This is a genomic window from Streptomyces sp. NPDC043176 (genome assembly GCF_056436715.1).
Genome location: NZ_JBWKCA010000007.1, coordinates 237766 through 264142 on the forward strand (window position 1 = coordinate 237766; position 26377 = coordinate 264142).

The following is a 26377-nucleotide window of genomic DNA, read 5'->3' on the forward strand; positions in this document are numbered from 1 at the left end:
GTCCGCCGCTCGTCGCGAGGCCGTCAACCGCTGCCTCGCTCCAGCAGGCTCATCAGCGCCCGGGCCGCCGGGCTGGTGGTCCGCGGCGGGGGCAGCAGGGCCACCGTCTCGTACACCGCGTCACCGGTGTCGGCGAGGGGGATGGCGTGCAGGGAGTCCCGCTTGTGCCGGAAGTGCCGAGGTACGGCCGCGACGCCGAGGTCCTCCTCCACCAGGTCGAGGAGGCTGTGCACGTCGTTCACCTCCAGGCTCACGGTCCGCGGCACGTCCGCGGAGGCGAAGGCCGCGTCCGTGGCCCGACGCGGTCCCCAGCCGGGGTGGAAGTCGACGAAGACCTCCCCGGCCAGGTCCCGAAGCGCGAGGACCGGCCCGGCCGCGGCGAGCGGGTGCCCGGGGTGGCACAGAAGCGTCATCGGCTCGGCCGCCAGCGGCACCGAGCGCAGGTGGTCGGAGTCCGCCCGGGTGCGGTACGCGAAGGCCAGGTCGAGGCGTCCCGCGGCCACGTCCTCCGCCAAGGAGAGCCCGCCTTCCTGCCGGAGCCGTATCTCCACCTCCGGATGCCGCCGCCTGAACGCGGCCAGCAACCCCGCCACGTGCACTCCGGCGACGCACTGCTCGGCACCGAGGGACACCGTTCCGCGCACCACCCCCTGCACGGCCGCCACCGCCTCGTGCGCGGCCCGCACCTGCGCCAGGATGCGCTCCGCCTCGACGAGCAACGCCCGCCCGGCCTCCGTCAGCGTCACCCGGCGGGTGCTCCGTACGAACAACGGCGCCCGCAGGTCCCGCTCCAGGGCCCGGATCGATGCCGAGAGACCGGACTGGGAGACCATCAGCCGCTCCGCGGCCCGCGTGAAGTGCCGGTCCTCGGCGACGGCGACGAAGTGCTGTAGATGCCGCAGTTCCATGACTCAGAACCCTAAGCGCTGAATCCCATCGGATTCTCCTGTTGGATTCATGGCCACGGCTCAGGGGAGATTGGTCAGGCCACCACGAACCCGCCGGCGCACCGACCACAGTGCGCCGGTCCCACACCACGGAGCCGCGTTGTACGCCGCACACTCCCACCGTTACGACGACATGCCCTACCGGCGCTCCGGGCACAGCGGCCTGAGGCTCCCCGCCCTCTCCCTGGGGCTGTGGCACAACTTCGGCCCCGACCGCCCCGCCCAGGCCCAGCGCGCCATCCTCCACCGCGCCTTCGACCTCGGGATCACCCACTTCGACCTCGCGAACAACTACGGCCCGCCACCCGGCGCGGCCGAGTCCGCCCTCGGTGACCTCCTGCGGACGGACTTCGCCCCCTACCGCGACGAACTGGTCGTCTCCACCAAGGCCGGATACCTGATGTGGCCCGGTCCGTACGGCGAGTGGGGCTCCCGCAAGTCCCTGCTGTCCTCGCTGGACCAGAGCCTGCGCCGGCTCCGCCTCGATTACGTCGACGTCTTCTACTCGCACCGCTTCGACCCGGACACGCCCCTGGAGGAGACCATGGGCGCCCTGCACTCCGCGGTCCAGCAGGGCAAGGCGCTGTACGTCGGCGTCTCCAACTACTCGGCCGCCCAGACCCGCGAGGCCGCCCGCATCCTCGGCGAACTCGGCACACCCCTCACCCTGCACCAGCCCCGCTACTCGATGCTCGACCGACGCCCGGAGGACGAGGGCCTGCTCGACGCCCTCGACGACCTGCGCGTCGGCTCCATCGCCTACTCCCCGCTCGAACAGGGCCTGCTCACCGGACGCTACCTCGACGGCATCCCCGAGGACTCCCGGGCCGCGAGCGACAGCCCCTTCCTCGACCGCGACGCCGTCACCGAGGACCTGGTGACCCGCCTGCGCGCCCTGAACGACCTCGCCGCCTCCCGCGGCCAGACCCTCGCCCAGCTCGCCCTCGCCTGGGTCCTGCGCGGCGGCCGCCTCACCTCCGCCCTGGTCGGAGCGAGCAGCGCACGCCAGATCGAGGACAGCGTGGCCGCCCTGCGCAACCTCGACTTCGACACCGAGGAACTGACCCTCATCGACACCCTGACCCGCCCCTGAGCCACGGACGCCGCACCCCGACGCGAGAGGCCACGACACCGCCAGGCGCGGCGGGCCGCCACCGCGACGGGGGAGCGGCCGACGGCGTCGGGCCACCCGGGAAGATCATGGACAGGCGTCCAGGTATCATGGACACCTGTCCATGATCTTTGAGCGAAGGTGCCCCCATGAACGTCACCGCGCAGGTACTGGTCGCGCTGATAGCAGCGCTGCACGCGTACATCCTGGTTCTCGAGATGTTCCTGTGGGAGAAGAAGCCGGGCCGCGACCTTTCCGGCTTCGACGCGGACCTGGCCCGCGCTACCGCCCCGCTCGCCGCGAACCAGGGCCTCTACAACGGCTTCCTGGCCGCCGGACTGGTCTGGGGGCTGATCGCAGGGGACCCGACCGGGTTCCAGGTCCAGGTCTTCTTCCTCGCCTGCGTGATCATCGCCGGCCTGTACGGCGGTTTCACCGCCAACCGGCGCATCTTCGTCGTCCAGGCCCTGCCCGCGACCCTGGCGCTCGCCGCCGTCCTGCTCGCCCGGTGACCGCAATGCAGGCGGACCCCCGCACGGCACGGACCCGCGCCAAACTGCGCCAGGCGCTCCTCGACGAATGCGCCGACCGCCCCCTGGCGGAGGTCAGCGTCGCAACGCTCGTACGCAGGGCGGGAGTCGGCCGCGCGACCTTCTACCTGCACTACGCGGACCTCGAGGCGCTCGCCGTCGACGCCTGCGCCGACATCGTCCGCGAAGCCGTCGACGCCCTCCACGCCTGGCGCGGCGCGCCCGATCCGTCCACCCCGCCTCCGGCCCTGCCGGCCTTCTTCGAACGCCTGGCTCTGCACGCCGACCTCTATCGCGAGCTCCTCCGCCCAGGAGGCAGCGGCCCCCTCGGCCACGTCCTCCACCAGGACCTCCGCACCCGCAGCCGCACCGAGCGCGCCCTGGTCGGCGCGCCGGAGCCCGACCTGGTCGCCTCGGCCGTCGCGGCAACCTTCGCCGGCGTCCTCGCCGACTGGCTGCACGGCCTCATCGAAGCCACCCCCACCGAAATCGCCCAACGCGTCTGGCGCCTCCTCGTCAACCTGCACCGCACCCCGCTGTCGGACAGACCTGCTTCATGAGGTCCTTGCCGAGGGTGACGAGGGCTACGCAAGGACGGAGGATGCCGGACCACGGGCCGATCGGGCCGATCAGCCGTAGTAGCTGATCTGCAGGACGGTCACGGTCTTGAGGGTGTCGCCGACGAGGAGCACCGCGAAGGCGGCGTCGGTGACCAGCACCCGGATGACGCCGTCGTCCTCCCCGTAGGGCTGTGTGGCACCGAGGGGGTCACCGCAGGCGGCCGCGAGGGCGAGCGTCAGCGCCTCACTCGGGGTGGCCGGCATCGCTTCGTGTACGGCTTCGGCGGCCGGGTCGTACTTGAGGCGGTACACCTTGGTGGTCCTTTGATTTCCGGGCACCACGACGGGTGCGACGAAATCACTGGACGGCAGACAGTGATCCTTCACGACACAGCGTAGCGGCTCGCTGACTGTACGAAGAACCGATCGCCCTCACGCGGCGCCGCTGGCGCGAGTCCGCTCCGCGACGGCCCGGATCTTGGCCGTCGCGTCGACCCACGTCCCGGGCGACTCCTCGCCCCGACCGTCATACGCCGCCAGCTTCCGCCCTCGCTCCACGGCGGCCACGGTGTCCTTCGCGATCCGCTCCCACTTCGCGAAGACGGTGAGCAGTTCATGGGCCGGCGCCCGGTTGATCTCCCCCAGGAAGCGCTGGCTGAGGGCGGGGTTTCCGAGAGCATCGCAGATCCGTTCGATCGTCCACGGTTCTCTGCTCATCCTGGCCCTCCAGTCGGAATCACCATTCCTGTTTCCACCGTAGCGCAGAACGTAAGCCCGCTAACGTTCCTGGCTGACGTTCCCCTCTGACGATCGGGGTTAACGGTCCGGTTAGTGGCGAGGGTTAACGGTCCGGTTAGTGGCGAGGGTTAACGGTCCGGTTAGTGGCGCGGGTCAACGGTCAAGGTTGGCGGCGCGAGTTAACGGTCGGGGTCAACGGTCCGGGTCAGCGGTCGGGGCCACTGAGACCCGGCCCGGTCGCCCTGGGTCGAACGGCCGGGCCGAGGTCCCCCTCGACGAGTGTCTGGACGATCGGGGGTCGGCGAGGGCGCCGGGACGGGCGGTGGGGGTACGCAGGCGGGGCAGCCCGGCGACAGGCGCGAGGTCGAAGGGCGTGCCGCCCCAGGCGCCGAGGGAGAGGACCTCCAAAGCGGGATGGGCGGCGGCCCGGACGGTCTCGAGGAGGCCGCTGCCGACCCTGGCGACGATCGGCAGCTCGTCTCCGTGCCGGTCACGGCTTTCCTCCCGCCGTCGGACCAGGACGAAATCGGTGAGGGAATCGGCCACGAGCTCGGCGCCGAGGCTCTGCTCGCGATCGACCAGGATGGCCTGCCCGAGGCGTCCGCCCGGGCCCGGTGCCAGGTCGACCGCGGACGTGTCGCCGCCGTTGCTCCCGAAGCCGATCCATCCCGGTGAGCCGGCCAGGCCCTGCACCGCGGCGTCGGGCGCCGTCATGACCGCGCGCGTCGCACCCGAGTTCCGGTCGAGGTGGCGCACCGTCCTGTCGATGCCGTGCAGGTCGTCCAGACCCCGGAGCTCGCAGCCCACCGCATCGTCGGCGCGGTCCGCCGCGTCGAAATCGTCATGCCAGTCCACCCGAGCCACCCGGTAGAGCACTTTGAGCTCATCGGACAGCGTGACCCCGAGACGCGCTTCGGCGGCGGCGATCTCCTCCTCGCTCGCGCCCACGGCATCGGGCAACCGTGCCCGCATCGTCCGCTCCAGTGCCTCCGGATCCGCTGTGGGAGCCGGCGCGGCCCCATGCACAGGAGCGGGACGCCGCAGCCAGGGCTCGGGAAGGGAGTCGTCATCGAAGAGGACCACGGGGCCCATCAGCGCAGTCACTCGTAGAGTGTGGCGCAACCTGCGGACAGAAGCGCATCACGGCAAGCCTGAGCTCTACGTCCACACGCCACATGAGAGGACGTCTACGGGCGGCGTCGAGGAGGCGGATCGACGCCCGTACGTCGGTGTGGTGCACGGCGATGCGAGAGGCGGGTTCGGCCTGACGCAGGCCGAGCCCGACCGTCACCGCGTGCAGCAGGTGCGCGAGTCGCAGGGGATCGGGGTGCTGCGGCGACAAGCCGCTCCGGTCGCGCCGGCAGGGAAGTCGGCCTGGTTGTCGTCCACATCGCCCCCACCTAGCATCTCTCGCTGAGCGAGGTTGTCGGACTGGCGAGAGAGCAGGGTCACCGTGTCCGTATCCGTGCCGGATTCTTTCCGTGTCGCCTACGACGAGGTCCTCCGCGAGTGGACCGTCCCGGTCCACCGCGCCGACCTGCCGACGCCTTACGGGACAACCAGAGTCAACACCTGCGGCCCCGCCACGGCGCAGCCGCTCGTCCTGCTGCCGGGCGGCGGGGCCACCTCCACGGTGTGGGGCGCGTGCGCCGCGGCCGGGCTCGCCCGCCGGTTCCATGTGCACGGCGTCGACCTGATGGGGGATCCAGGGTTCAGCATGCCCCGGCCCGGGCGGCCCGTCCGCTCCGTGGACGATCTCGTCGGCTGGCTGGACGCCGTCCTCGACGGGATCGGTGCCGCGTACTCCGGTGCGGGACCGGTGCTGCTCGGCGGGCACTCGTACGGGGCATGGATCGCCGCGCACTACGCGGCCCGGAGGCCTGAGCGGGTCGGCGGCCTTGTCCTGCTCGACCCGACCCGGGTCTTCACCGGCCTGGCCCCCGGTTACGTCCTGCGCGCGCTGCCGATGCTGGTACGGCCCACCCCGCGACGGATCCGCTCCTTCCTCGCCTGGGAAACCGGCGGAGCCGCGCTCGACCCGGCGTGGCTGAAACTCCAGGAGGAGACTGCCGGGTTCCCGACCGTCCGCCCGGTCGACGGCCCCCCACCGGACCTCGCCCCACTGCGGGAGCTGCCGGTGCGCGTACTGCTGGCGGGGCGCGCCCGCTGCCACCACTCCGAGCGCGTCGCCCGGGCCGTCGCGGAGACGCTCCCGGGAGCGCGCACCGAGATCCTGCCGACGGTCTCACACCACGCGTTCCCGCTGGCTGCCGCCGACGAGATCGCAGGGTGTCTGGAGGCTGTGGCCGACCAGGACTTGTCCGCCCGACCGGGCGCGGAGCCAGACGACGGGGGATGACCATGCGTTCAGGGACTGCCCGGGACCAATTCCTGTCCCCTGTCCGGCGGTTGCCCTACCTTGGGATCTTCGCGACCACCCAGGGGGATCACGCATGGGGCACACCGAACTGTCCGTTTCGCCGCAGACCGGCGCCCTGCCGCTCGACGGCGGTCCCGTGCGCGTGAAGGGCTGAACTCTCCACCGTGGAACAGCTGACGGGGGAGGACCCCGCGCACATCGGCCCGTACCGCCTGATCGCCCGCCTCGGCGCGGGAGGGATGGGCCTGGTCTACCTGGGCCGCTCCGACCTGGGACGTACGGTCGCCGTCAAGGTCGTCCAGGCCGAGCACGCTCAACACCCCGAGTTCCGCAAGCGGTTCGCCCGTGAGGTCGCCGCGGCCAGGAGGGTGGGCGGCGCGTGGACGGCCGACGTCCTGGACGCCGACACCGAGGCCGCCGTGCCGTGGGTGGCGACCCAGTACATTCCCGGGCCCGACCTGACCACCGTCGTGGCCCAGGACTTCGGGCCGCTGCCCGAGCGGTCGGTCCGTACCCTCGCCAACCGACTCGCGCTCGCCCTGCGAGCCGTGCACGACGCCGGCCTGATCCACCGCGACCTCAAGCCGTCCAACGTCCTGGTCACCGTCGACGGCCCCCGCGTCATCGACTTCGGCATCGCGCGGGCGATGGACAGCCTGGCCGGGGACAGCCTGCACACGCGCACCGGCATGCTGATCGGCTCACCCGGATTCATGTCGCCGGAACAGGCACGCGGCCTCGAACTCGGCCCGGCGTCCGATGTGTTCTGCCTGGGTGCGCTCCTCGTCTACGCCGCCACCGGGCGCCTGCTCTTCGGCGCGACGGAGACAGGCCTAAACGCCCACCTCTTCCGCATCGCCGAGGAGGAGGCGGACCTGACAGGCGTGCCCGATTCGCTCGTGGAGCTGGTACGCGCTTGTCTGCACAAGGATCCGGCCAAGCGGCCCACCCCCCGGGAAGTCGCCGAGCGCACCGACGCCGACCATCCCGACGAGTGGCTGCCGGGCGCCGTACTGGCTCAACTAGGCCGCCGCGCAGCCCATCTGCTGGACTACGCCCCCGCCCCGCCCGCGGGTCGGCCCGCCGGTGTGCCCGCCCCCCGGGTCCGGCACGCCCAGCCACAGCCCGCGCCGCCCGCCTACACCCCGACCGCCCCCGCGCACTTTGGGGCGACGCCCCTCCACGGGGTGCCCCTGGTCCCGTCCCCCGGCGGCCCGGCCGCTCCCACTGCCCCGGCCCGGCACACGGACCCGACCGTCCCCCTTCCCCAGCGGTGGCGGGGACTGCTGGCGCTCGCCCTGGCGCAACTGATCGTGCTGTTCGACGCGGCGTTCTCCATGATGGCGATGTGGAGGGGCGGATACTCGGAACTGAGGTACGCCGTAGAGGACGTGCGGGTGACGTCCACGGTCTACCTGGACGTGGTGCCGACCCTCTACGTGCTGGCCTTCGCGGTGACGCTGCTGTTCGGCGCCCGCCTCACGGACCGCGTGGGCCGCAAGAGGACGCTGATGATCGGCCTGGTGGGTTTCGCGGTGGCTGCCGCTGCCGTCGCCGTGGCGAGCACGCCCGCCATGCTCACCGTGGCCCGCGTGCTGCAAGGCGTCCTCGCCGCACTGGTCTCCTCCTCCGCGCCGGTCCTCGTGTCCACCTCCTTCACCGACCGGGAGCAGCGACGCAAGGCCTTCGGGATCCACCTCGTCATCGCGGGCGTCGGCCCGGCGCTCGGCCTGCTGACGGGCCTGCTGATCCTGGAGAACCTGGCCTGGCGCTGGTGCGCCGTCGCCGTGATCCCCCTCGTCCTGGTGGCCGTGATCGGAACGGCGACCCAGGTACACGACAGGCCGGGGCGCCCCGGCACCCGCTTCGACGTGCCCGGCGTACTCCTCGGCTTCGGCGCGATCACCGCCGTCAGCGGCGCCGTTCCGTACTTCACGAGCCAGGAACTGGTCCTGCCCCTGGCCGCAGGCATCCTGGTCACGGCCTTCCTCTGGTGGCAGACCCGGACGGCCGGCGCGCTCGTTCCCCTGCCCGGCGGCGACGTGCGGGCCCCGGTCGGCTACGTCCTCGCGTCGGCCCTGGTCGGCGTCGGAGCCGGGCTGCTGTTCTCCGCCTTGGGGCACGGGTACTACTGAAACGTGGAGCGCGAGGTGGTGTGCGGGCCGGTCACGGCCGGTTCAGGGGCCCTCGGTGCGCACCACGCGTGCTTCGGTGGCCATCGGTGCGCACCGCGGGTGCTTCGCTTCGGTGGCCAGCGATGCCGGGAGAGGAGCACGCGAGGGCGGGTGCGGCGCCGCCAGGGTGACGAGGTCCCCCTGCGCGTGATGCGGACCAGCTCCCGCGAGGCGAGGAATCCGTGGTCGACGCGGCTGGTCGGGTGTAGTTCGGCACCTGCCTCCGGCGCCCTCCGCCCGGAGCGGCGCGCCGCCGGATTACATGGACCTGCACCTCTGCGCGAGGCGTACCGGCGCCCTCCGCGGCCGGATCCGACGATCGAAAGAGCGCAATGGCAGAGCGCGACCCTCACCACCCCACGAGCCGCAGCCCGCTACGACGCGGGCTCGCCGCTGCCGTGCTCGCGGCCGGCATGCTGGTGGCCGCGACGGCACCCGGATACGGGACCGTCGTGGCGACTCAGGCGCCCGGCGCGCAGTTCACGCCCTTGACGGCCTCGGTGATGACCGAACCGACGCCGTTCGTCGCCACGGACGGAAGGACACACCTCTCGTACGAGCTGCTCACCACGAGCGCACTCCCCAGCAGTACGCGGGTGCGGCTCGACCGTGTCGACGTCCGCGACGCCCGCACCCACCGGGTCATCGGCTCGATGAGCGGGCAGGCGCTGGCCAAGGCCGCCAACCCGGTGGGCGACCCGCTGCCGGGCGCGGACGGGTACACCCCGCCGCCCCCGGCGCCGACGCCGACCGTCATCCAGGGCTCCCAGCAGTGGGTCATCTGGCTCGACCTGGTCCTCGACCGCGGTCAGCAGGCCCCCAAGGCCCTCGAACACCACCTCTCGGGTGCCGTCCTGAGCGCCTCCGGCGCCTCCGCGTTCGAGGAGACGGTGCAGACCACCCCCACAGGCCGCACCGCGCCCCTGAACCTGGGCGCCCCGGTCCTCCCCGGCACCTGGTACTCCAGCGAGTCGTGCTGCGGCAACACCCACCACCGACGCGGCCTCGCTCCGATCAACGGTCGCTTCGACGTGCCGCAGCGCTTCGCCATCGACTGGTACCGGGTCGGCGAGCAGGGACAGACCTGGCAGGGCGACCCCGCACAGCTCACCAGCTACCTGAGTTACGGTCAGCCCGTCGTGGCCGCCGCCCGCGGCAGAGTGGTCGAGGTCCAGGACGGAATCGCGGACAACCCGCCGCCCCTCACCCCGCCCGTCCCCCCGATCGAGAACACCGTCGGCAACCACATCACCCTGGAAGTCGCACCGGGCCGCTACCTGCTCTACGCCCACCTGAAACCCGGCTCGCTCACATTCCGCGAGGGCGACTGCGTCGAACCCGGTCAGGTCCTCGGCCTGATCGGCAACAGCGGCAACTCGACCACCCCGCACCTTCACTTCCAGGTCACGACCACAGCCGAGTTCTTCCCGACCGACAGCCCCCCGTTCACCTTCCGGCAGTTCCGCGTCGTCGGACAGGTCGAACCCCGCATCTGGGACGACAACCTGGGCCTGCAGCCGACCGGTGTCCTCCCCATCACACCCTCCCCCCACCAGGGCCCTCACCGTGCCCGCTATCCGCTCGACCGCGAGGTACTGGAGTTCTGACCGGACTCCGGTCGGCCCGGCCGGCCGACCACCGCTGCGGAAGGCCCTCACGGGCCGGTCCGCCGTGCGGTTCACGGGGCCGTACCCGCCCATGGGCGGGTACGGCCCGCACGCGGATCCGCTGCACCGACGAATGCGAGGGCGTGACCTGGCGGTTCCGCACCGAGCTCGGCGTCGAACAGGGCGCCGGGTGCGGGAGCGGCCACTTGCTGGACCTGCCGTGCACGGCGGCGAGCCCGCAGCCGGACCGGACGGTCACCCTCAATGCCCCGTCCAGCACGCGGCCCGCCGCAAGGGACTGATTCAGTCATCCTGCGGACACGGCAAATGCGGACTGATGCACTCCAGCTCGACTGCCACCGGAGCCGAAAGCTCGTCGGCGTGGACCGTTCGAGAGCTGCGGATGGCAGCGGAGTGGAAATCGAACGCGGGCGGTGCTCCCGTGGCTCGCCATTGCCCTCGCGGGCGTTGCGCGACCCGCGGGCGGGTTCCCCGTGTGAGGGGTGCGCGGTCCTGGGACGTCGAGGTCGACGGGCGCGCGCGGCCGTCGTGGGACCGCTCGGGCGGCGGTCTGCGGAGTCGGACCGTCTTCCCGAGTGCAACGTCTGTCTGTAATTTGCCGACACTCTTTTCGCGCCTCTCGTCGCGAGGCCGGCGGCCTTCGCGGACGCCCCAACAGGCGGCACACGGGCGGGTCTACGCGCGGTGACCGAAAGTGCGCCTTGTCGCGGAGGGGCGGCGGAGCCGAGGATTCCCCTCGTCGAGAGTTTGGCAGGTGCATGGCGATGACCGTCGCCCGCCTCCACTCGACTCCCGAGTCGTCCACCCAGCGGCTCGGCTACCCCCCATCGGAGGATGCAGTGATCCGTTCTTCCCGTATCCGCGCCACCAGGGCTCCCCGGCTGATCGCCGTCGTCGGGGCCGTCGTCGCCGCTTCCGCCCTGGCCGCCCCCACCTCCTCGGCCCAGCCGACCGCCGCCGAAGCCACCACCGCCGAACTGGCCTCGGTCAGCCGCGCCGTGCTCGACGCCGACGTGGCGGGCTCCGCCTGGTACGTCGACGGGGCCACCGGCAAGGTCGTCGTCACGGTCGACTCCACCGTCTCCCAGGCGGAGATCGCCACCCTTCACAAGGCGGCCGGTGACAACGCCAAGAACCTCAGGATCGAGCGGACCAACGGCAAGATCAACAAGCTCATCGCCGGCGGTCAGGCCATATACGCCGGCGGCGGCCGCTGCTCCCTCGGCTTCAACGTCCGTAGCGGCAGCACCTACTACGCCCTGACCGCCGGCCACTGCACCAACATCGGCAGCACCTGGTACACCAACTCCGCCAACACCACCGTGCTCGGCACCCGTGCGGGCACCAGCTTCCCCAACAACGACTACGGCATCATCCGTCACTCCAACGCCTCCGCCGCGGACGGGCGCGTCTACCTCTACAACGGCAGCTACCGCGACATCACCGCCGCGGGCAACGCTTACGTCGGACAGTCGGTCCAGCGCAGCGGCAGCACCACCGGCCTGCGCAGCGGCACCGTCACCGGCCTCAACGCCACCGTGAACTACGGCAACGGCGACATCGTCTACGGCCTCATCCAGACCAACGTCTGCGCCGAGCCCGGCGACAGCGGCGGCGCCATGTTCTCCGGCACCACCGCCCTCGGGCTCACCTCCGGCGGCAGCGGCAACTGCTCCAGCGGCGGAACGACCTTCTTCCAGCCCGTCACCGAGGCCCTGAGCGCCTACGGCGTCAGCGTCTTCTGATCCGGTCCCCGAAGGACCCCCGGCCGGCCAGGATCTTCCCCCGGTCCACCCCGCCCGCTGCCCGCAAGGGCAGCGGGTTCCGACCGGGGACGCACGTCCCCGACGGACCGGCAGGGCTTCACGGGCGTGGCCTGCTTGACCCGCCAGGCCGCCGCCTGCACAGTCGGGATGCGGCACCGTGGCAGCGCCGCATCCCTCTGCCGGCCGGTCCCTGGTTCATGGGTGGCGGACGGCCCTGACGCCCAGGAGCGACTGATCCGATGGTCCTCGACCTGATGGTGATCGGTACGGCCATCTCTCTGGGGCCCTTGCACAACAGCGCCTTCATCCTGCTGCTCTCCTCGCGGCACGGCGTGCGCAAGGGTCTGGCATTCCTGCTGTCGTGGCTGGCCAACCTGATCGCCGTGATCACCGTCGTGGTGCTGCTCACCGGCGGCCAGCCCCCGGCCCGCCACAGCGCGCCCTCGACCGCCGCGATCGCCGCGAAACTCGCCATCGGTCTGGCACTGGTGCTGTACGGCGCACACCGGCGGCACCGGCCGCCCCGCCCGCACGGCCCACCGCGCTGGGCCGCCCGGATCGACAACGCCTCCTGGATCACGGCAGCCGGTCTGGCGTGGCTCCTGCAGCCCTGGGGACTGGTCGGCGCCGGTGCCGCGACGGTCTTCGAGGCGAAGCTCTCCACCGCCGGCGACTGGATCGCGCTGACCAGCTACTGCCTGCTGGCCACCCTCAGCCTCATCGTCATGGAGATGTACGCCGTCTGGGCACCCGAGGCCGCGAACGCCCGGCTGAACGCCCTGCGGGACTGGCTGGGCCGGCACCAGGAGCAGCTGATCGTCACGCTTTCCCTCCTCGCCGGCCTGTGGCTGACGGCCGCGAGCATCTACGAGCTGGTCGCCTGACGCGGGCGGCCTCAGCCACCATCACCACCTCCGTCGGACTCGACGGCGATCGACAAGAAACCCTTCCGGGAGATGCCAGAGCCGGCTTTCCGACGCCCGCCGTCCCGCGCCGGGACCGCCGCCATGGAGCGCTTCGTCACGGCCGTCGAACGGGTGGTGCGGGAGAGGCGCCGTCGAACGGGTGGCGCGGGAGAGCGGCAGTGACAAGCCTTTCCGGATGCGCGACAAGCCCAGCAGTCAGCTGCCCGTCCTCTACCGCTGCCAGTTGCGTCGGACCAAGGAGAGGTTCAGCGCCGTGGCGAAAAGACACCAGGCGCCGTAGGGGACGAGAGCCGCGGCAGCCGTACGGTCGATGACGGCGAGACGGCGGATGAGGAGGACGTTGCTGCCGTCGAGGAGCACGGTGCCGACCAGACCTGCTCCTGGGCTTCTGAAGCGGAAGAACAGATGGTTCCACGCCGCGTTCAACGCCAGATTCGTACCCAGGTCGGCTGCCAGCCGGGCGCGCTCACCGCTGCCGGCCCGGCCCAGCCCCCGGCCGGCGGCCCACGCGATGGACGCGTACAGAGGAGTCCACACCGCACCGAAGGCCCAGGACGGAGGCTGCCACCCCGGCTTGTCGAGCGCCTGGTACCAGTCGCTGTCCGCATCGACGGCCCGGGCTCCGGCTACCGCCGCCGCAGCCACGGCCACCGCGGCGAACGCGTGACTCCTCCACCTGGCGTGGGTGACGGGTGGTGTCTGCTCGCTGATGATCCTCATAAAACACGTATGCCCACGATCCGTACGGCTGGGCGGATCCAGTGAACGGATATGGATCCGCCCCGAGGCAGAAGGCCGGCCGACAGCAGTGAGCGCCATCAGCCCGGATCCGGATCCGGATGCGGATGCGGATGCGGATGCGATCAGCCTTGCCCAGGGCGGGCTTCTCGTTCACCTGTGCGTCGTCCGCATCCATCACCGGAGCGAAGCCAGAAGAGGAGGTACGGGCGCCACGCACGGTGCCGTCTCGGATCGCCCGCCTTCGGGGTCCGGGACATGTCCTGACGGATGGGATACCTCCATGGAGACGGAAATCCTGGCCACCTCGGTTCTGGCGGCAGGCGTTTGGCAGTCCGGACTCGCCCAGGTCCTTGGCGGTCTGATCGTGGTCGCCGTTCTCATCGGTGCATTCGCGTTCGGAATCAGGCTCAAGAACAAGGAGCTCCCGCCCCCGGATCCCGAGTCGCAGCCGCACCGGCCCGACACGGGCGAACTGCCCGGCGAGGTCTCCGAGTACCGCAAGCCCGCCGAGATGCCGCACACCGACGGCGAGCACCGCCTGATGCCGTACAACCTGAAGAGCTCTGGTGAGCCTGACACCGACCCGCCGAGCGAGGAGAAGCGCAAATGGCACGGGATCTCCAGCGGCGGCTTCGGAAGTGGCGGCACGGGTCACGGTGACTGACGGACGGCAGGTCAGCCGATGCGCCCGGCCTCTCCGGGTGACGGGTTCGCAAGCCGGCCGGCTCGCGAACCCGTCACCCGGCTGAACTGAGCCGAACGCGGTACGCCGCGGGGATTCGGGCCGCGAGGATGATGCCGAGCGCCTGCACGCGGGCGGGTCCAGGCGCTCCGTCATCCAGTATTGGCCACTCGGTCCGCCCGCCCTCCGGGACAGACACGAGCGGATCAAGGCAGAACCGTAGGCCCGGGGCCGGGCGCTTGGTTCATCCCCCTTTCGTTGCGTCCTGGCCGCATCCGGCAGAGGGTGCGGCGCCGAATGCCTCGTGAAGACGTTTTTCCCACCCATGGCCGTTCCCGTCACAGGGCCGGACCCAGGAGGAGGAAGCAGCATGAACACCTCGCGCATCACCCGCCGCGCCGTTGCCGCCGCCGCAGCCGTCATCCTGCCGGTTTCGTTCGGTGTCATCGCCCCGCAGGCCTTCGCCCAGGGCACGGGCGAGCCGTTCGGTCCCGGCTGTGCGTCGCTCCCGAAGGAAGGCCAGGGCAGCGTCGACGGCATGGCCGACGACCCGGTCGCCACGGCCGCGTCGAACAACCCGGAGCTGTCCACGCTCGTCTCGGCCGTCAAGGCCGCCGGCCTGGTCGACACGCTCAACAACGCCGAGGACATCACCGTGTTCGCGCCGACGAACGCCGCCTTCGCGAAGATCCCCAAGGCCGACCTGGACAAGGTCCTCGCGGACAAGGCGACTCTCACCAAGATCCTCACCTATCACGTGGTGGAGGAGGAGGTCGACAAGAGCGACCTCGCCGACGGCTCGTTCAAGACGCTGCAGGGGGGTTCACTGACCACCGAGGGCTCAGGTGACGCCTACACGGTCAACGACACCTCGAAGATCGTCTGCGGAGACGTGCCGACCGCCAACGCCACTGTCCACATCGTCGACACCGTCCTCATGCCGCAGTGACGGATCCACGCCGCCTGAATCGACCGCGACGACAGCCGGAGGCCTCGAACCACCGGCTGTCGGCTGGCACTCCGATTGATTGCCCACGCTCGGGCCCGTCCACCGGTCCGGGCCGGACCTCAGCCGCCGTCACCTCTGCGCTCCGCCGCACGGGCTGCGAGAGAAGCAGGGACCAGGAAGACTTCGTCGACGTAACACCACGCCCAGGATCCTTCGGCCGCGAGAGCGATCGGATGCCCCGTGCGGGAGGCATGCTGGTAGGCGTGGGCGCCGGGGGAGCTGTCGCAGCAGCCGTTGTGTCCGCACCGCAGGCACACTCGTAGACGGACCCAGTCGCTGCGGTCCGCCGCCACGCATTCGGCGCAGCCGGTGACGGGGAGCCGTGCCGGGAATGGACTCTCGTCCACGAGGTGCCGGCAGGGCAGGGGCTCCGCTCGTCCGCCGTCGGGGGCGACTTGCCAGCCTTCCGCGGGCACCACGACCGAGCAGGCCTGATGGGCGTGGTCCCTCATGCTCGTCGACACGCCGCTCGTGTTCATCAACGCGCCGCTCGTGTTCGTCGACGCGTCGCCACGGGGGTCGAGCGCCGATTGCCGGGGTGTCGCGCCTGCGTTTCCTCGTGTCGTCGCCATGACCCGCCTTGATTCGTCCATCTCGTCACTCATTCGTGTGCGGGTCTCCTGGTGCTCACCGGCGAGCGGCGGACGAACCGAAACTCACGCGGGAGACATCGACCCCGGACCCTGACCGGCCGCACGTCCTGCGCGGCGGTTACGTCAGTTCGCAAGGTGACCGGCCGGCGCGCCCAGGGCCCTGCTCAGATCTCCCCGGCCCGAAGGCCGGAAGGGACTCAAAAGCCGGCGATCCGGGCGATGAAGAAGGCCGCCACCATGAGGGCGCCGAGCACGATGACGCTGAGCAGTGCCCTGGGGTGCTCCCACAGGCCGCCGTCGGGGCGTTCCTGGTGTGCCTCCGCCGTTGATCCTTCCACGGGCGGCGTTTCGCCCGGCGGGTTGTTGGGTGTGGACATGGTGTCCTCCCGAGGTCGGGATCCTGTTCCCGGTGAGTTCCCCACACGGGTTCGGGGCTCCGCAGGCTCTGCGCGCAGGCTCACCAGCCGGCGCTGCCAGGGAGCCCCTTGAAGGGGCCGACTATCTCCCCGGTGATCCACCCTCCGTAGAAGTCACCGGGCTGTGGCAGCACCCGTTCCCCGTCGACGGTGCAGCTGTCGACGCGGCTGGGATAGAAGGCCACACGGCCGGCGAGCGCCGCGTACGCGGGATCGGGCTCGTCGTAGCTCCAGGCCACGTCCTCGACGATCGTCCCGAGAACCGTCAAGGTCCAGTAGGACGCCGCACCCTTCCACTCGCAGACCGTGACCCTGGCCGATCGTGTCAGCAGGCCCATGCGAGCGTCCTGCCAGGGGACGTAGAAGACCGGCGCGTGGCTCGTCTCCAGAACGCGTACGCACCGGTCAGAGTCCGCGAGGACGACGCCGTGGTGGCGGACGACGATCCGGCGTGCGTCGGACACCACGCGGGGAGGTCTGGGGTACTCCCAGACCGATTCGGTCGGCCTGAGCCCTCGCCGGACCTGACTCATAGCGATCAGCCTCCTCTCGGATTCTTCTTCGGCCGCGGACCCCGTGGATGCAGGAAAGCCGGAAGGATTGCGTCAGTCGTGTCCGGGGGGCACCTGCTCGGTGCGTCCCCGCAGCTGGTACGGCCGGAGCCGTTGCTTCTGGCTGCTCCGGGGGACCTCCAAGGCGCGGCGGAACTCGGAGGTCGCTCCCGGCAGGCGGTCGGTGACAGGGCGGCGCGGCTGTTCGTGGGGGAGGGGTGGCGCCGTCTCCGTCGCGTGGAGGCGTGTTCCCAGGACGAAGCCGGCGATGAGCACCGTGACGACGATCAGTCCGATGAGGGTGTGCAAGAGAACCTCCGATGAGGGATTCGGACGCTTGACACCATCTACGGGGTCATCACCTCCTTCGGATGCCTGGATTTTCTTTGTCACCCGATCGGCCCGTTCCGGGGAGGCAGGGCGTGCACGGGCCCGGTGGCTGTGTGTGCGGACGTGAGGCCGCGACTCGGCCTGGCCCTGGTACGAGGTGGACAGGTTCGCGCGCCACGTCGTGACGCTGCGGTGGGGTGAAAAGGTGCGGAACCTCCGCGGATTCCACAGCGCCCGGCGGCAAGCGGGACCGGTCCGCAGCAGGAGTGATGGAAGGCTCCGGGACGGGGGACGCCCGAAAACCGGTCTCACGGTCGGCCCGCGTGGGATGGCGACCGGTAGGCGGCCCCTGTGTTCCGCTGAGCCCCGTGGCACCTCTCTGCTGCGGCCTCGTCCTGAGCGACCCGTTACGGCCGTCAGCACCGCGACCCCGTCCCTGATCAGGCGTCCCGCATCCCTTTCGGACAGCGTGGCGAGAGGAGGCTCACCTACCGTGCACGAGCTCGTTAGGGCGTGTGTCGGAAGTGCTCTAGGTTGGCTGACGTGAGTACGCGGGGGCGGAGTTACCGATACGTCGGACCGGTCGAGCTAAAGGCTGCGGTCCGGCCTGACAGCGGCGGGTACCGAATCGGCTCGGCGGCTGACTTCGACAGCTGGATCGCTGAGCGATCGGCAGCAGAACTGACCGAACCGTTCACCTTCGTGGTTGGCGTGGATGGTGTGCTTCGGCTGGCGCCGCGACGGAGCGAGCACGTGGCCTGTGCCGGCGGGGACATGGTTCTGAGTGCTGGCGAGATCAGCTTCATGCGCGAGGCAGACCGGTGGGCCGTGGACGAGGTCAGCAACCAGTCCACCGGATACTGCCCCGACGTCACCTCCTGGTCGGCAGTCGCTCGTGCTCTGGACGACGTAGGGATCGAACGGCCTTCCAGCTTCACCCACGAGGTGGTGTTCCGCCGGTGTCTTGACTGCCAGGAGCACAACATCGTGCGCGAGGACGACTTCGTCTGCGTCTTCTGCGGCAGCGATCTGCCGGAGACCTGGAACGTGGATCCCATCGTGTGATGGCCGAGGGTCACAGCCACTCGTCGCGGCTGTCAACGAGTGGCTGTGACCAGTACTTTCACAACCGGCTCCGGGGCCAGTGCGAGAAAAACGGCTCGCGAGGCTCATGAGGCGGATGGCAGGGTGCGGCGCATGGCCCCCCAATATCAGATTCGTGCCGATTACGACGCTCGCACGATCGTGGTCTACCAGGCGTACGCGCCTGCCATCGCTGACGCGGCACTGCGGGCGGGCCGCTTCGTTGCGCCGTTCTCATTCCACAGGATGACGTGGATCAAGCCGTCGTTCATGTGGCTGATGCACCGGAGCAACTGGGCCCGCAAACCCGGTCAGGAGCGCGTTCTCGCGGTGCGGATAACGCGCGAGGGCTGGGAGGAGGCCCTATCCCAGGCCGTGCTCACGACCGCAGACCCAGCAGCCGTGGCCCAGGCAACCGTGCATGTCCAATGGGACCCGGAGCGCTCGCCGCGTGGCGCGGCGCTCAACCACTACAGCATCCAGGTCGGCATAGGCCGCCATCTGATTCGCACGTTCACCGACGACTGGATTGTCAGTCTCACCGACCTCACCCTGCACGCCCGCAAGGCTGCTTCCCTGATACAGACTGGGCATGCTGCAAAAGCCCAACGGCTGTTTCCCACAGAACGCGCCTACCCGCTGCCCAGGACACTGGAGAAGCGCCTTTCCTCGGGTGGGTGACCGCCGACCGCCACGAAACCGGGCCACCCCGCACCGATTGCCATCGGACGTCGATGAGCCGACCCCCACCAGCACTTTCGCAACAAACCCCACAGAACTAACGAAAAGACCAGTAGAGCGTGTGTCGGAAGTAGAGCCCACCGAGGTGGAGATCCTGGTGTGTGACTAGAGTCAGAGGCATGGCAACACCAGTGCTTCAAGCAGTTGAGGCGAACGGAACAACCTGGGACGACCCCTCCGAGGAACAGCTGCACGACCTGCTGGCCGACATGAGTCTCGGATCGCGATTTGTCGTCGTGCGACGGCTTGATCTGGAGCCTGCAGATCAGCACTACATGCAGGTCTATCTCAATGACGACCTGAGCTACCAGGTGGAATACCGCGAGGGAGGGCCGGACAAGCACTTCCAGGCATGGGTACCCCGCGAGCACGAGGTCTTCGCAGTGGAACCTGTGGCGGAGGTGCTCCAGGGCTGGGCCCATGAGCGACCCGGCTGGCGTGACACTCTTTCCTGGGGCCCGTGGTCACCCGCAGAGTCATGCGCCCGTCACCACCCCCTCACAGCCACTCGTTGATAGCTGCCACCAGAACAGTCGCTTCGTAGCGGACGGCTAGTTTGTCGTACCTCGTGGCCACGGCTCGGTGCCTTTTGAGAGGGTTGATGCCGCACTCGACCGCATCACCGCTCGCGGTAGTCGACCGGGTCCCAGTGCGATGGCCGGTCACCGCGGGAGCCAAGCTTCTAACGGTTGCGCGCCTGATCGGCCTTGTCCGGATGGTGCAGCGGACCCCCGGCGGCGCAGATTGGCCCGGTTCTTACGGGAGGCGTACGTCTTATCCGCCAGCACCTGATCGGGACGGACACGTGGCCGGCCCGGCCCGATACACTTCTGCGACACGCTTCAAGGCGTGTCGCTGCTTTGACCGCGAAGGTCCGCCCGGTTCTCAGCCGGTCCTTGGAGTAGCTCTCAGCAGGCGCGTCATGGTTCCTGCCATGCCTCGATCAACTGCCGAACTGCCGAACTGCCGCCTGTCACCGCGGACGCCTTGAGCAAGCCGTCCAACTCGCCGTCACCACTCTCCGGGAGGCGTCCCCAAAGGTCTGGGACGGCAGGCAAGGCCGGCTCGTTGGAGTAGGACTGCTGGGAGACCGTCGAGCACATCGCCGACAACCTCTTCTGCCACGCCGTCCAACTGTGCTTCGAGAAAACGCCGCTGGACACCCACGTCCCGTTCGCGATGAGGCGCAGCAGGTCCGGAGGTCCAGTGAGCTTCACTTTCGCGGAACACGATTCCGGACCGGCCAACATGCTGCAAGTGCTGGAGCCAGCTGCGCGCTGCTTGCCGCCATGGTGCGGACGAAGCCGTCAGAGACCCGCGCCCACCATGGCAGGGGAGTTTCGGATCCCGAGGGGTTCGCCGTGATGGGCGTCGTGGAGACCCTGGTGTACACACGTACGATCTGGCCGACGGGCACGGGCTCGCCTGAACCCGTCGGCCAGATCGTACGTGCGCGGGCACGGGCAGGGCTGAGGACCGGCGCCGCGCACGCCACTTCAGCGTGGCCGGCGCCACCATGAGCACACCTACTGGAGATGTTCCGCCTGCTCACGCGCAATCGCGCTTCGAAGGCGCCGCCTCAGCGCTGTGCTGACGCCTGGCGGCGCCCAGGAGTCGAACCCAGGACTGCACCATGGGCCGACGTTTCAGCAGAGCGCGTCGCTCCCGTTCCGTCATCCCACCCCAGACGCCGTGCTCGATCCGTCCGTCCAAAGCGTGTGCCAGGCACTCGGCCCTCACGGGGCAGCCGGTGCACACGGCCTTCGCCTGATTCTGAGCAGCCCCTTCGACAAAGAGATCATCCGGGTGCACCGTCCGGCACAAAGCCGACGTCATCCAGCGCTCGTCCATGTTCCCCCGCCCTGGCCCCGCGCCGCCTCGGAGTCGGCGGCGCTGACAGAGCAGGGACGCTACGGAGGCATGTGCCACGGGTCTACGGCTCGGTGTCCACTTCCCTCTTTCGGGTGACGCGGAAAGATGCCCTCAGCTAGGAGTCGCAGGCATCCGGCCACCAGCGCGGGGGAGCGGAGCGCGGACCGTCCAGTTCGACGCCGCCGGCAACCGCGCCCCACGCCATACGGGCCCGCGCTGCCTGTTCGCCGTTCGACTGCGCCGCTGGGCATGGGTCCGCGGCCGCACTGTGTCTGCCGTGCCCCTGCCCCGTCCTCGATGGCCGTGGGGGTGCGTCGGCGTCGGCGTCGACTGGCATCGGCATCGGCGTCGACTTCGGCGTCGACTTCGGCATCGTGTGTGGTGATCCGGGGTCGGTCAGGCCCGCGTGGTGTGGGTGCGGCGAGCGTACGCGCGGGCGGCGCGGGCGCGGTCGCCGCAGCGGACGGAGCACCACTGGCGCCGGCCGTGGCGCAGCAGGTAGCGGGTGCAGGGAGGGGAGCCGCAGGCGGTGAGGCGTTCGGCGTCGGTGCCGGTCAGCAGGTCGGCCGCGTTGGCGGCGAGGGTCGCCAGGGCGCGGTCGAGGATCTCGTGGGTGGGGCACTGCGTCGCGCGGTAGGGGCCGGTGTTCTCGTCCCAGTGCAGTAGCGCGGCCGCGGGGGCTTTGTTCAGTGCGTCGTTGACGGCTGACAGATCCGCGGGCAGGGCGGGCAGTCCGTCCACCCGTGCGGCGAACAGTGCTCTGAGGTGTTCGCGCAACGAGCGCAGCTGCACAGCGCACGTCTCCTGTACCCCGGCGTCGGACGGAGCCAGTCCGTGTTGTGTGAGCCAGTGGTTGGTCGTCGCGGGGGTGTCCAGCAGGTCGACGTACTGCCCGCCGGGCAGCGCGATGGCGCTGTTGACGAAGTCGAGGGCGAGGTAGTCCTCGGCTCCCGGTGTGGGCGGCGGTACGGCGTCGCCTGTCTGGGACTCATCCATGCTTCTCATGTTACCGCTTGCTCTTATCCGTGAGAGGGCGCTAGCTTCCTCTCACGGATAAGAAACTTCTCAAACGTGAGGCATCCTGATGACGGCGATACCTGTCCGTGTCTTCGGCGGTCCGACGGCCCTGTTCGACTACGGCGGCCTGCGCTTCCTGACCGACCCCACCTTCGACGAGCCCGGCGACTACGAGGTGCCCGGCGCGCGGCTGACCAAGACCACGCCCTCCGCCGGCGTACCCGACCACGTCGACGTGGTCCTGCTCTCGCACGACGAGCACCCGGACAACCTCGACACCTCCGGACGCGCCTTCCTCACCGAAGTCCCGCTCACGCTCACCACGCCCGGGGGCGCTCGGCGACTCGGCGGCGGCGCCAAGGGGCTGGCCGACTGGGAGTCGATTGAGCTGCAACGGCCCGGCGGAGGCACGATCACGGTGACCGGAGTGCCCGCGGTCCACGGCCCCGGCGCCCGCGAGGACGTCGAACCGTTCACCGGCCAGGTCGTCGGCTTCGTCCTGACCGGACAGGGCCTGCCCACCCTCTACGTCAGCGGCGACAACGCCTCCCTCGACGCCGTCAAGCAGATCGCCGAACACTTCGGCCCCGTCGACACCGCCATCCTGTTCGCCGGAGCACCGCGCTTCGACGTCCTCTTCGGCGGAGCGGTGATCGTCCTGGACAGCGCCCAGACCGCCGAGGCCGCCAGGATCCTCGACGCCCGCCGGGTGGTCCCCGTCCACTACGAGGGCTGGGCCCACTTCACCGAAGGCCGCGACGCCCTGCGAGCCGCCTTCACCGCCGCCGGCCTCGCCGACCGCCTCGACCTGAACTGAACCGACCCCTCAGGCCTCCCGCGGAAGGGCCAGGGCCGCCACTGCGCAGCCCCGTCCTTGTCGTGGAGGCCCCGCCGGACGACTTGCCCGGGCTGGACACCCTGCCCGAGCCTGACACCGAGACCGCCACCCCCCTCGGTCTCGCCCGCATTCCGTACGGGTCCGGCACGCGCAGGTGTCGCTAGGCGTTGTTGTTCTTTCGTTGCGGCGAGTCCACGGGCGGCGGGGTGCTGTCCGGGAAGGCGGCGTCGATGTCCACGTACTTGCCTTCCGTGCCTGGGGGGAGGGCTTTGTGCGTGGCTCGCAGGAAGGCTTGGAGGGCGCCGGTCGGGGCGTACATCAGCGCCTCGCCTTCGGGTGAGCTGAGAGCGATGCACACGGTGCCCTTCCCCTTCATGGAGGGCCACACGCGCACGTCCCCCGTGCCGACGGGGGTGCGGACGCCACCGGTGAGCAGTTCGCGCGAGAAGACCCATTCGACGGTTTCCTCCGCGCCGGTGTGGAACGTCATCCGCACGGCGTACGGGTCCGAGACGCGGTAGACGGCTTCGGCGGGAACGGGGAGGGAGGAGCTGTCCGAGACGACCAGTCGGAGCGTGAAGCTGCAGATCACTTCAGTGGTCTCGGGCTCCCCTTGGGTGCGGACGGTCCACGCCTTCGCCGGCGTCACCGGCTTCTGCCGCTCGACAGCGGCCTTGCGCGCACGGAGCAGTTCCAGGAAGGTCCGCAGGATCGCGCGCCGCTCGGTTGCCTCGGACGGAGGCGTCGTCCGTTCCGCGTCGTCCTGCACAGCGGCTGCCGGGCTCTCCTCCGCCTCCTCGTTTCCGAGGACATCGGCATGCTGGGCGATGCGCCGCAGGGCGGTCGTGGTCGCCCGCGACCTCAGCTGCGTGGCCGCGGAGGTGGCGAGGCTGCTGCGCTCCAACTGTGCCACGAAGCCCACGACGCCGGCGGCGGTCCGGACCTCCACGGGATCCAGATCCTCCTCCAGGTCCAACTTCACGTAGAGAGCGTGGAGTTCGTTCATGCAGGAGTCGATGCGGGCACGTCCGGAAGGCGGCACGCGCAACCGGAGCAGGCGGACTCGTGCGATGGCCTCGGCCACCATCGTGGTGGTGAGCTCTTGGGGTTTCATTCGGCGTCCTCCCCGTCCTTGCTCGGGTTCCCGGATGCGGCGGGCGGTGCCGCCGGCGGTGGTCCGCTCTGATGAGGTGGGCGTTTGCGCCGCAGGCGTGACAGACGCATCGTCACGGCGGCCGCTGACATGCTGAGATGTTCGCCGACCTCTTGCCTGCTGTAGCCCATCATCGACAGCAGCACGGCGGTGCGCGTGTCCTCGTCAGCGATGTCGGCCAGGAAACTCTGGACGGCCCTGCGCCCGATGATCTCGTCCTCGGTGGAGGGACGGTGGTCGGCCAGGATCAGGGCCGCGGTCTCCAGTCCGCCGGGGACGCAGGGCGGTCTGCGGGAGCGTTCCCTGGCCCAGCGGTCGTAGACCGTGCTGAACTCGCCCAGGACCGCGCCGATGAAATAGGTCTTGAGCGAAGCCCCGCCTTCCGGTTTCCAGCGCCCCTTGATCAACGCGTGTTCCCGGAAGACCCTCAGCGCCCGGGCGATGGTCTCGCACACGAGCTCCTCGCGCTCGTCACGGTCGGCCAGCAGCGCCTCCCAGTCGTGCTGCGTGCGGTGTACGGGCCGCTGGCGTGCCGCGCACAGGCTGATGATCTGGCCGGTGTAGAGCCAGTTCATCGCGACCGGATACGCGTAGGCGGCCAGGGAATCGGCCATGAGGTCCCAGACGACACCGCTGAAGTCCGCGTCCGCCAGCATCGCGTAGGTCGCGGTGTCCTCGGCGGCGCGCGCGGTGTCCTCGGCAGCCGCCTGACGGGCACTGAGGACGATCTCCTCGGTGCTCGCCTCCGCCCTGGTGTAGTAGAGGGGCGGGTGCGGATGGTCGCCGAGCGTGGGGTGTTGCTCGGACACGTCGCCTGACGACGGTGGCGGCGATCCGTCCTGCTGATCGTTGTGCATGCGTCTCCTTGGTGCACGCCCGGTTCTGACTCTGCGTGGGTGCTAGGGGAGCGCGGGCCGACCGTCTAACGAGGATTCCGGGAATTCCTCCGGGATCGTCGTCGCGGAGCCGGGCGGGACGAATCCGGCAACAGGTCCTCGCCCTCCCCGGACCACATGTCGTAAGCCTCGCGCGGATCGATGGACGGCTCGGCGCCGGATGCAGAACCGATGAGAGCACGGAAGAACATCACCCCTCCCGCGAATGCCGCCCCAGCGCTCAGCAGCGCGGCCGCAGGCGTTCCACCCCCACGGGCGGTGAGCAGCCCGGTGCATGCTCCGGCCAAGGAGCCCAGCAGGAAGATGAGCGCGGCACGGACGGTGAGGAGAGGCTCTTGATCCGAGGACGGGCGCGGTCGCATGGTGCATCACCTTCAGGTGTACGGGAACGGGTCGCGGCTCGACGCGGTCGTGGAGCCGCACATGGTGCTACCGAGGCTCTAGGTACGGACCCGCTTCGAACCTCACGCCTCCACCTGCGATGAAACGGCGCCGTTCCGGCTCGGCTCAGCCCCAGCCTCCGCCGTGCTCCGAACGACCCGAGGCGAGCAGCCGCCGCTGCCGGCCGCCGCACCCGCGCCCAGCAGGGCGCCACCTGCCCCATCCGCCCACCGACACGCCCAGCGGCGCTGCCGGAGCCTCTGAAAATCGGCGGGGCCCCAACCCTCTGCGAACCGCGTTGACCATCGGCTCTGTCGGCCTGCATATGCTGCTGACGTGCAGTTGGAATTGAGACATCTTGAAGCCGTCTGCCGAATAGCGGAGGCGGGCAGTCTTGGGCGTGCGGCGGCGTTGCTGGGGGTGTCCCAGCCGGGCCTGTCCGCCCAGCTCCGGCGGATCGAACGCGTCACGGGCGGAGAGCTGTTCGTCCGCAGCCAACACGGTGTGAAGCCGACTCCACTGGGTGAATTCGTACTGTCCAAAGCGCGCCGGGTCCTGGGCGAGATGGACGCCCTCGCGGCCGGCGTCCGAGCCGCCGCACCGCATCCGACCCTGCGGCTCGGCTCCATCCTGCTGGTCCTGACCGACCGACTGTTCGGACACCTTGAGCGGGAACTGCCCGGCCACGAGATCGAGGTGGCCATCGAGCACTCGGCGACCACCCTCACCCGCATGCTCGGCGCCGGACAGTACGACGCGATCATGTACGGAGAGGTCGCCGACCACGAGGTACCACTCCCCGACGGCGTGGCGGCCCGCACCCTCATACCCAGGGAACCGGCCTGCGTGCGCCTGTCGGCCGCCCATCCGCTGGCCGTGCGCAACGAGATCCACCTCGCCGACCTGGCAGAAGAAACCTGGCTGACGATCGTCGAGGACGACGACGGTGGCCCGGAAGCCATGATCGACGTTTGCGGCAAAGCCGGTTTCACACCGAAGCTGCGCTACCGGATCGCCGACCGCACGACGCGCTACGCCCTGATCGCCGCCGGACGGGCCATCTCCCTGAGCCAGCCGACCTCGCCGCACGCGGAAGGCACCGTACTGCGCCCCCTGGCCGGCGACCCCGTCACCGGCCGCATCCGCCTCGCCTGGAACCGCGCCGCGCTCTCCGAGCACCGCGCCCGGATGCTGTACCGAGCGGCGGGACGCGCGTATCTCGACAGCGTCCCCAACAACACCTTCTACCGCTCCTGGTGGGAGTCCCGCCCGGAGCTGCACCCGAACCTTGACTGAACACACCTGGGCGAACTG

28 protein-coding genes are annotated in these 26377 nt (G+C 70.1%); 15 read left to right on the forward strand and 13 right to left on the reverse strand.

All coding sequences use genetic code 11. The annotated features are described in order from the left end of the window. Nucleotides 1–23: 23 nt before the first annotated feature. Complete coding sequence (locus tag AC067A_RS14470; protein WP_478619296.1) at nt 24–908, reverse strand: LysR family transcriptional regulator; 885 nt, start codon at nt 906–908, stop codon at nt 24–26. 139 nt (nt 909–1047) lie between these two features. Here AC067A_RS14470 and AC067A_RS14475 point away from each other — a divergent pair, with 139 nt between their 5' ends. From AC067A_RS14475 to AC067A_RS14485, 3 genes are all read left to right on the forward strand, one after another. Continuing rightward, nucleotides 1048–2040, forward strand: coding sequence for an aldo/keto reductase (locus AC067A_RS14475; RefSeq protein WP_478619299.1), 993 nt, complete (start codon nt 1048–1050; stop codon nt 2038–2040). Between the two features lie 167 nt (nt 2041–2207). Then, on the forward strand, nt 2208–2570 hold the full coding sequence (locus AC067A_RS14480; protein ID WP_478619302.1) for a DUF1304 domain-containing protein: 363 nt from the start codon (nt 2208–2210) through the stop codon (nt 2568–2570). A 5-nt stretch (nt 2571–2575) separates the two neighbouring features. Continuing rightward, nucleotides 2576–3148 carry a TetR/AcrR family transcriptional regulator gene (locus AC067A_RS14485; protein ID WP_478619620.1) on the forward strand — a complete coding sequence of 191 codons (573 nt, stop codon included), beginning with the start codon at nt 2576–2578 and terminating at the stop codon, nt 3146–3148. A gap of 69 nt (nt 3149–3217) precedes the next feature. On the opposite strand, the gene AC067A_RS14490 is transcribed toward AC067A_RS14485, so the two are convergent. The 3 genes from AC067A_RS14490 to AC067A_RS14500 form a co-directional block, all read right to left on the reverse strand. After that, nucleotides 3218–3535 carry a hypothetical protein gene (locus tag AC067A_RS14490; protein ID WP_478619305.1) on the reverse strand — a complete coding sequence of 106 codons (318 nt, stop codon included), beginning with the start codon at nt 3533–3535 and terminating at the stop codon, nt 3218–3220. A gap of 45 nt (nt 3536–3580) precedes the next feature. After that, entirely contained in the window at nt 3581–3865 is a 285-nt protein-coding gene (locus AC067A_RS14495; protein ID WP_478619308.1) for a hypothetical protein, read from the reverse strand. 213 nt (nt 3866–4078) lie between these two features. Further along, nucleotides 4079–4990, reverse strand: coding sequence for an SMI1/KNR4 family protein (locus tag AC067A_RS14500; RefSeq protein WP_478619310.1), 912 nt, complete (start codon nt 4988–4990; stop codon nt 4079–4081). Nucleotides 4991–5351: 361 nt separating this feature from the next. On the opposite strand from AC067A_RS14500, the gene AC067A_RS14505 reads away from it, so the two are divergent. The 5 genes from AC067A_RS14505 to AC067A_RS14525 all read left to right on the forward strand — a co-directional run bounded on the left by AC067A_RS14505 (nt 5352) and on the right by AC067A_RS14525 (nt 12718). After that, the gene (locus AC067A_RS14505; RefSeq protein ID WP_478619313.1) at nt 5352–6245 is read left to right on the forward strand and encodes an alpha/beta fold hydrolase; all 894 of its coding nucleotides are present in this window, start codon (nt 5352–5354) and stop codon (nt 6243–6245) included. Nucleotides 6246–6430: 185 nt separating this feature from the next. Then, entirely contained in the window at nt 6431–8401 is a 1971-nt protein-coding gene (locus AC067A_RS14510) for a bifunctional serine/threonine protein kinase/MFS transporter (RefSeq protein WP_478619316.1), read from the forward strand. A gap of 371 nt (nt 8402–8772) precedes the next feature. Next, a complete protein-coding gene (locus tag AC067A_RS14515) occupies nt 8773–10047 on the forward strand; it encodes a M23 family metallopeptidase (RefSeq protein ID WP_478619318.1) in 1275 nt (424 codons plus the stop codon). Between the two features lie 785 nt (nt 10048–10832). Continuing rightward, nucleotides 10833–11813 carry a S1 family peptidase gene (locus AC067A_RS14520; RefSeq protein WP_478619321.1) on the forward strand — a complete coding sequence of 327 codons (981 nt, stop codon included), beginning with the start codon at nt 10833–10835 and terminating at the stop codon, nt 11811–11813. Between the two features lie 260 nt (nt 11814–12073). After that, nucleotides 12074–12718 (forward strand): GAP family protein, encoded by a 645-nt coding sequence (locus AC067A_RS14525; protein WP_478619324.1) that lies wholly within the window; start codon nt 12074–12076, stop codon nt 12716–12718. Between the two features lie 252 nt (nt 12719–12970). Here AC067A_RS14525 and AC067A_RS14530 read toward each other — a convergent pair whose 3' ends face one another. Continuing rightward, a complete protein-coding gene (locus tag AC067A_RS14530; RefSeq protein WP_478619327.1) occupies nt 12971–13480 on the reverse strand; it encodes a TspO/MBR family protein in 510 nt (169 codons plus the stop codon). Between the two features lie 88 nt (nt 13481–13568). Here AC067A_RS14530 and AC067A_RS14535 point away from each other — a divergent pair, with 88 nt between their 5' ends. Together AC067A_RS14535 and AC067A_RS14540 are read left to right on the forward strand one after the other, a co-directional pair. Next, nucleotides 13569–14165 (forward strand): DUF6479 family protein, encoded by a 597-nt coding sequence (locus AC067A_RS14535; RefSeq protein WP_478619329.1) that lies wholly within the window; start codon nt 13569–13571, stop codon nt 14163–14165. A 388-nt stretch (nt 14166–14553) separates the two neighbouring features. Beyond that, nucleotides 14554–15132: a fasciclin domain-containing protein gene (locus tag AC067A_RS14540; protein WP_478619332.1), complete on the forward strand. Its 579-nt coding sequence runs from the start codon at nt 14554–14556 to the stop codon at nt 15130–15132. Between the two features lie 119 nt (nt 15133–15251). Here AC067A_RS14540 and AC067A_RS14545 read toward each other — a convergent pair whose 3' ends face one another. From AC067A_RS14545 to AC067A_RS14560, 4 genes are all read right to left on the reverse strand, one after another. After that, nucleotides 15252–15797 (reverse strand): UBP-type zinc finger domain-containing protein, encoded by a 546-nt coding sequence (locus AC067A_RS14545; RefSeq protein WP_478619335.1) that lies wholly within the window; start codon nt 15795–15797, stop codon nt 15252–15254. A gap of 185 nt (nt 15798–15982) precedes the next feature. Then, nucleotides 15983–16162 (reverse strand): DUF6480 family protein, encoded by a 180-nt coding sequence (locus tag AC067A_RS14550; protein ID WP_478619338.1) that lies wholly within the window; start codon nt 16160–16162, stop codon nt 15983–15985. A gap of 80 nt (nt 16163–16242) precedes the next feature. Further along, nucleotides 16243–16668: a DUF427 domain-containing protein gene (locus AC067A_RS14555; protein ID WP_478619341.1), complete on the reverse strand. Its 426-nt coding sequence runs from the start codon at nt 16666–16668 to the stop codon at nt 16243–16245. A gap of 138 nt (nt 16669–16806) precedes the next feature. Further along, entirely contained in the window at nt 16807–17061 is a 255-nt protein-coding gene (locus tag AC067A_RS14560) for a DUF6479 family protein (protein WP_478619344.1), read from the reverse strand. A gap of 564 nt (nt 17062–17625) precedes the next feature. Here AC067A_RS14560 and AC067A_RS14565 point away from each other — a divergent pair. The 3 genes from AC067A_RS14565 to AC067A_RS14575 all read left to right on the forward strand — a co-directional run bounded on the left by AC067A_RS14565 (nt 17626) and on the right by AC067A_RS14575 (nt 19421). Further along, nucleotides 17626–18147: a hypothetical protein gene (locus tag AC067A_RS14565; protein ID WP_478619345.1), complete on the forward strand. Its 522-nt coding sequence runs from the start codon at nt 17626–17628 to the stop codon at nt 18145–18147. A gap of 132 nt (nt 18148–18279) precedes the next feature. Continuing rightward, nucleotides 18280–18846, forward strand: a complete 567-nt coding sequence (locus tag AC067A_RS14570) for a DUF4291 domain-containing protein (protein WP_478619348.1) — start codon at nt 18280–18282, stop codon at nt 18844–18846. Between the two features lie 179 nt (nt 18847–19025). After that, the gene (locus AC067A_RS14575) at nt 19026–19421 is read left to right on the forward strand and encodes a hypothetical protein (protein ID WP_478619351.1); all 396 of its coding nucleotides are present in this window, start codon (nt 19026–19028) and stop codon (nt 19419–19421) included. A 1033-nt stretch (nt 19422–20454) separates the two neighbouring features. Here AC067A_RS14575 and AC067A_RS14580 read toward each other — a convergent pair. Further along, nucleotides 20455–20757: a WhiB family transcriptional regulator gene (locus AC067A_RS14580; protein ID WP_478619354.1), complete on the reverse strand. Its 303-nt coding sequence runs from the start codon at nt 20755–20757 to the stop codon at nt 20455–20457. Nucleotides 20758–21174: 417 nt separating this feature from the next. After that, nucleotides 21175–21774 carry a CGNR zinc finger domain-containing protein gene (locus AC067A_RS14585; protein WP_478619357.1) on the reverse strand — a complete coding sequence of 200 codons (600 nt, stop codon included), beginning with the start codon at nt 21772–21774 and terminating at the stop codon, nt 21175–21177. Nucleotides 21775–21862: 88 nt separating this feature from the next. Here AC067A_RS14585 and AC067A_RS14590 point away from each other — a divergent pair, with 88 nt between their 5' ends. Then, nucleotides 21863–22612, forward strand: a complete 750-nt coding sequence (locus AC067A_RS14590; protein ID WP_478619360.1) for an MBL fold metallo-hydrolase — start codon at nt 21863–21865, stop codon at nt 22610–22612. A 181-nt stretch (nt 22613–22793) separates the two neighbouring features. Here the strand turns inward: AC067A_RS14590 and AC067A_RS14595 are convergent, their stop codons facing one another. Together AC067A_RS14595 and AC067A_RS14600 are read right to left on the reverse strand one after the other, a co-directional pair. Beyond that, the gene (locus AC067A_RS14595) at nt 22794–23282 is read right to left on the reverse strand and encodes an SsgA family sporulation/cell division regulator (protein WP_478619623.1); all 489 of its coding nucleotides are present in this window, start codon (nt 23280–23282) and stop codon (nt 22794–22796) included. A gap of 461 nt (nt 23283–23743) precedes the next feature. Beyond that, the gene (locus AC067A_RS14600; protein ID WP_478619363.1) at nt 23744–24643 is read right to left on the reverse strand and encodes an RNA polymerase sigma factor; all 900 of its coding nucleotides are present in this window, start codon (nt 24641–24643) and stop codon (nt 23744–23746) included. A gap of 756 nt (nt 24644–25399) precedes the next feature. On the opposite strand from AC067A_RS14600, the gene AC067A_RS14605 reads away from it, so the two are divergent. Further along, nucleotides 25400–26359: a LysR family transcriptional regulator gene (locus AC067A_RS14605; RefSeq protein WP_478619366.1), complete on the forward strand. Its 960-nt coding sequence runs from the start codon at nt 25400–25402 to the stop codon at nt 26357–26359. Nucleotides 26360–26377: the final 18 nt, after the last annotated feature.

Coding starts and splice junctions, on each gene's coding strand:
- AC067A_RS14470 (WP_478619296.1), bottom strand. CDS start 908: ATGGAACTGCGGCATCTACAGCACTTCGTCGCCGTCGCCGAGGACCGG.
- AC067A_RS14480 (WP_478619302.1), top strand. CDS start 2,208: ATGAACGTCACCGCGCAGGTACTGGTCGCGCTGATAGCAGCGCTGCAC.
- AC067A_RS14485 (WP_478619620.1), top strand. CDS start 2,576: ATGCAGGCGGACCCCCGCACGGCACGGACCCGCGCCAAACTGCGCCAG.
- AC067A_RS14495 (WP_478619308.1), bottom strand. CDS start 3,865: ATGAGCAGAGAACCGTGGACGATCGAACGGATCTGCGATGCTCTCGGA.
- AC067A_RS14515 (WP_478619318.1), top strand. CDS start 8,773: ATGGCAGAGCGCGACCCTCACCACCCCACGAGCCGCAGCCCGCTACGA.
- AC067A_RS14520 (WP_478619321.1), top strand. CDS start 10,833: ATGACCGTCGCCCGCCTCCACTCGACTCCCGAGTCGTCCACCCAGCGG.
- AC067A_RS14525 (WP_478619324.1), top strand. CDS start 12,074: ATGGTCCTCGACCTGATGGTGATCGGTACGGCCATCTCTCTGGGGCCC.
- AC067A_RS14530 (WP_478619327.1), bottom strand. CDS start 13,480: ATGAGGATCATCAGCGAGCAGACACCACCCGTCACCCACGCCAGGTGG.
- AC067A_RS14540 (WP_478619332.1), top strand. CDS start 14,554: ATGAACACCTCGCGCATCACCCGCCGCGCCGTTGCCGCCGCCGCAGCC.
- AC067A_RS14545 (WP_478619335.1), bottom strand. CDS start 15,797: ATGAGTGACGAGATGGACGAATCAAGGCGGGTCATGGCGACGACACGA.
- AC067A_RS14550 (WP_478619338.1), bottom strand. CDS start 16,162: ATGTCCACACCCAACAACCCGCCGGGCGAAACGCCGCCCGTGGAAGGA.
- AC067A_RS14570 (WP_478619348.1), top strand. CDS start 18,280: ATGGCCCCCCAATATCAGATTCGTGCCGATTACGACGCTCGCACGATC.
- AC067A_RS14575 (WP_478619351.1), top strand. CDS start 19,026: ATGGCAACACCAGTGCTTCAAGCAGTTGAGGCGAACGGAACAACCTGG.
- AC067A_RS14580 (WP_478619354.1), bottom strand. CDS start 20,757: ATGGACGAGCGCTGGATGACGTCGGCTTTGTGCCGGACGGTGCACCCG.
- AC067A_RS14585 (WP_478619357.1), bottom strand. CDS start 21,774: ATGGATGAGTCCCAGACAGGCGACGCCGTACCGCCGCCCACACCGGGA.
- AC067A_RS14590 (WP_478619360.1), top strand. CDS start 21,863: ATGACGGCGATACCTGTCCGTGTCTTCGGCGGTCCGACGGCCCTGTTC.
- AC067A_RS14600 (WP_478619363.1), bottom strand. CDS start 24,643: ATGCACAACGATCAGCAGGACGGATCGCCGCCACCGTCGTCAGGCGAC.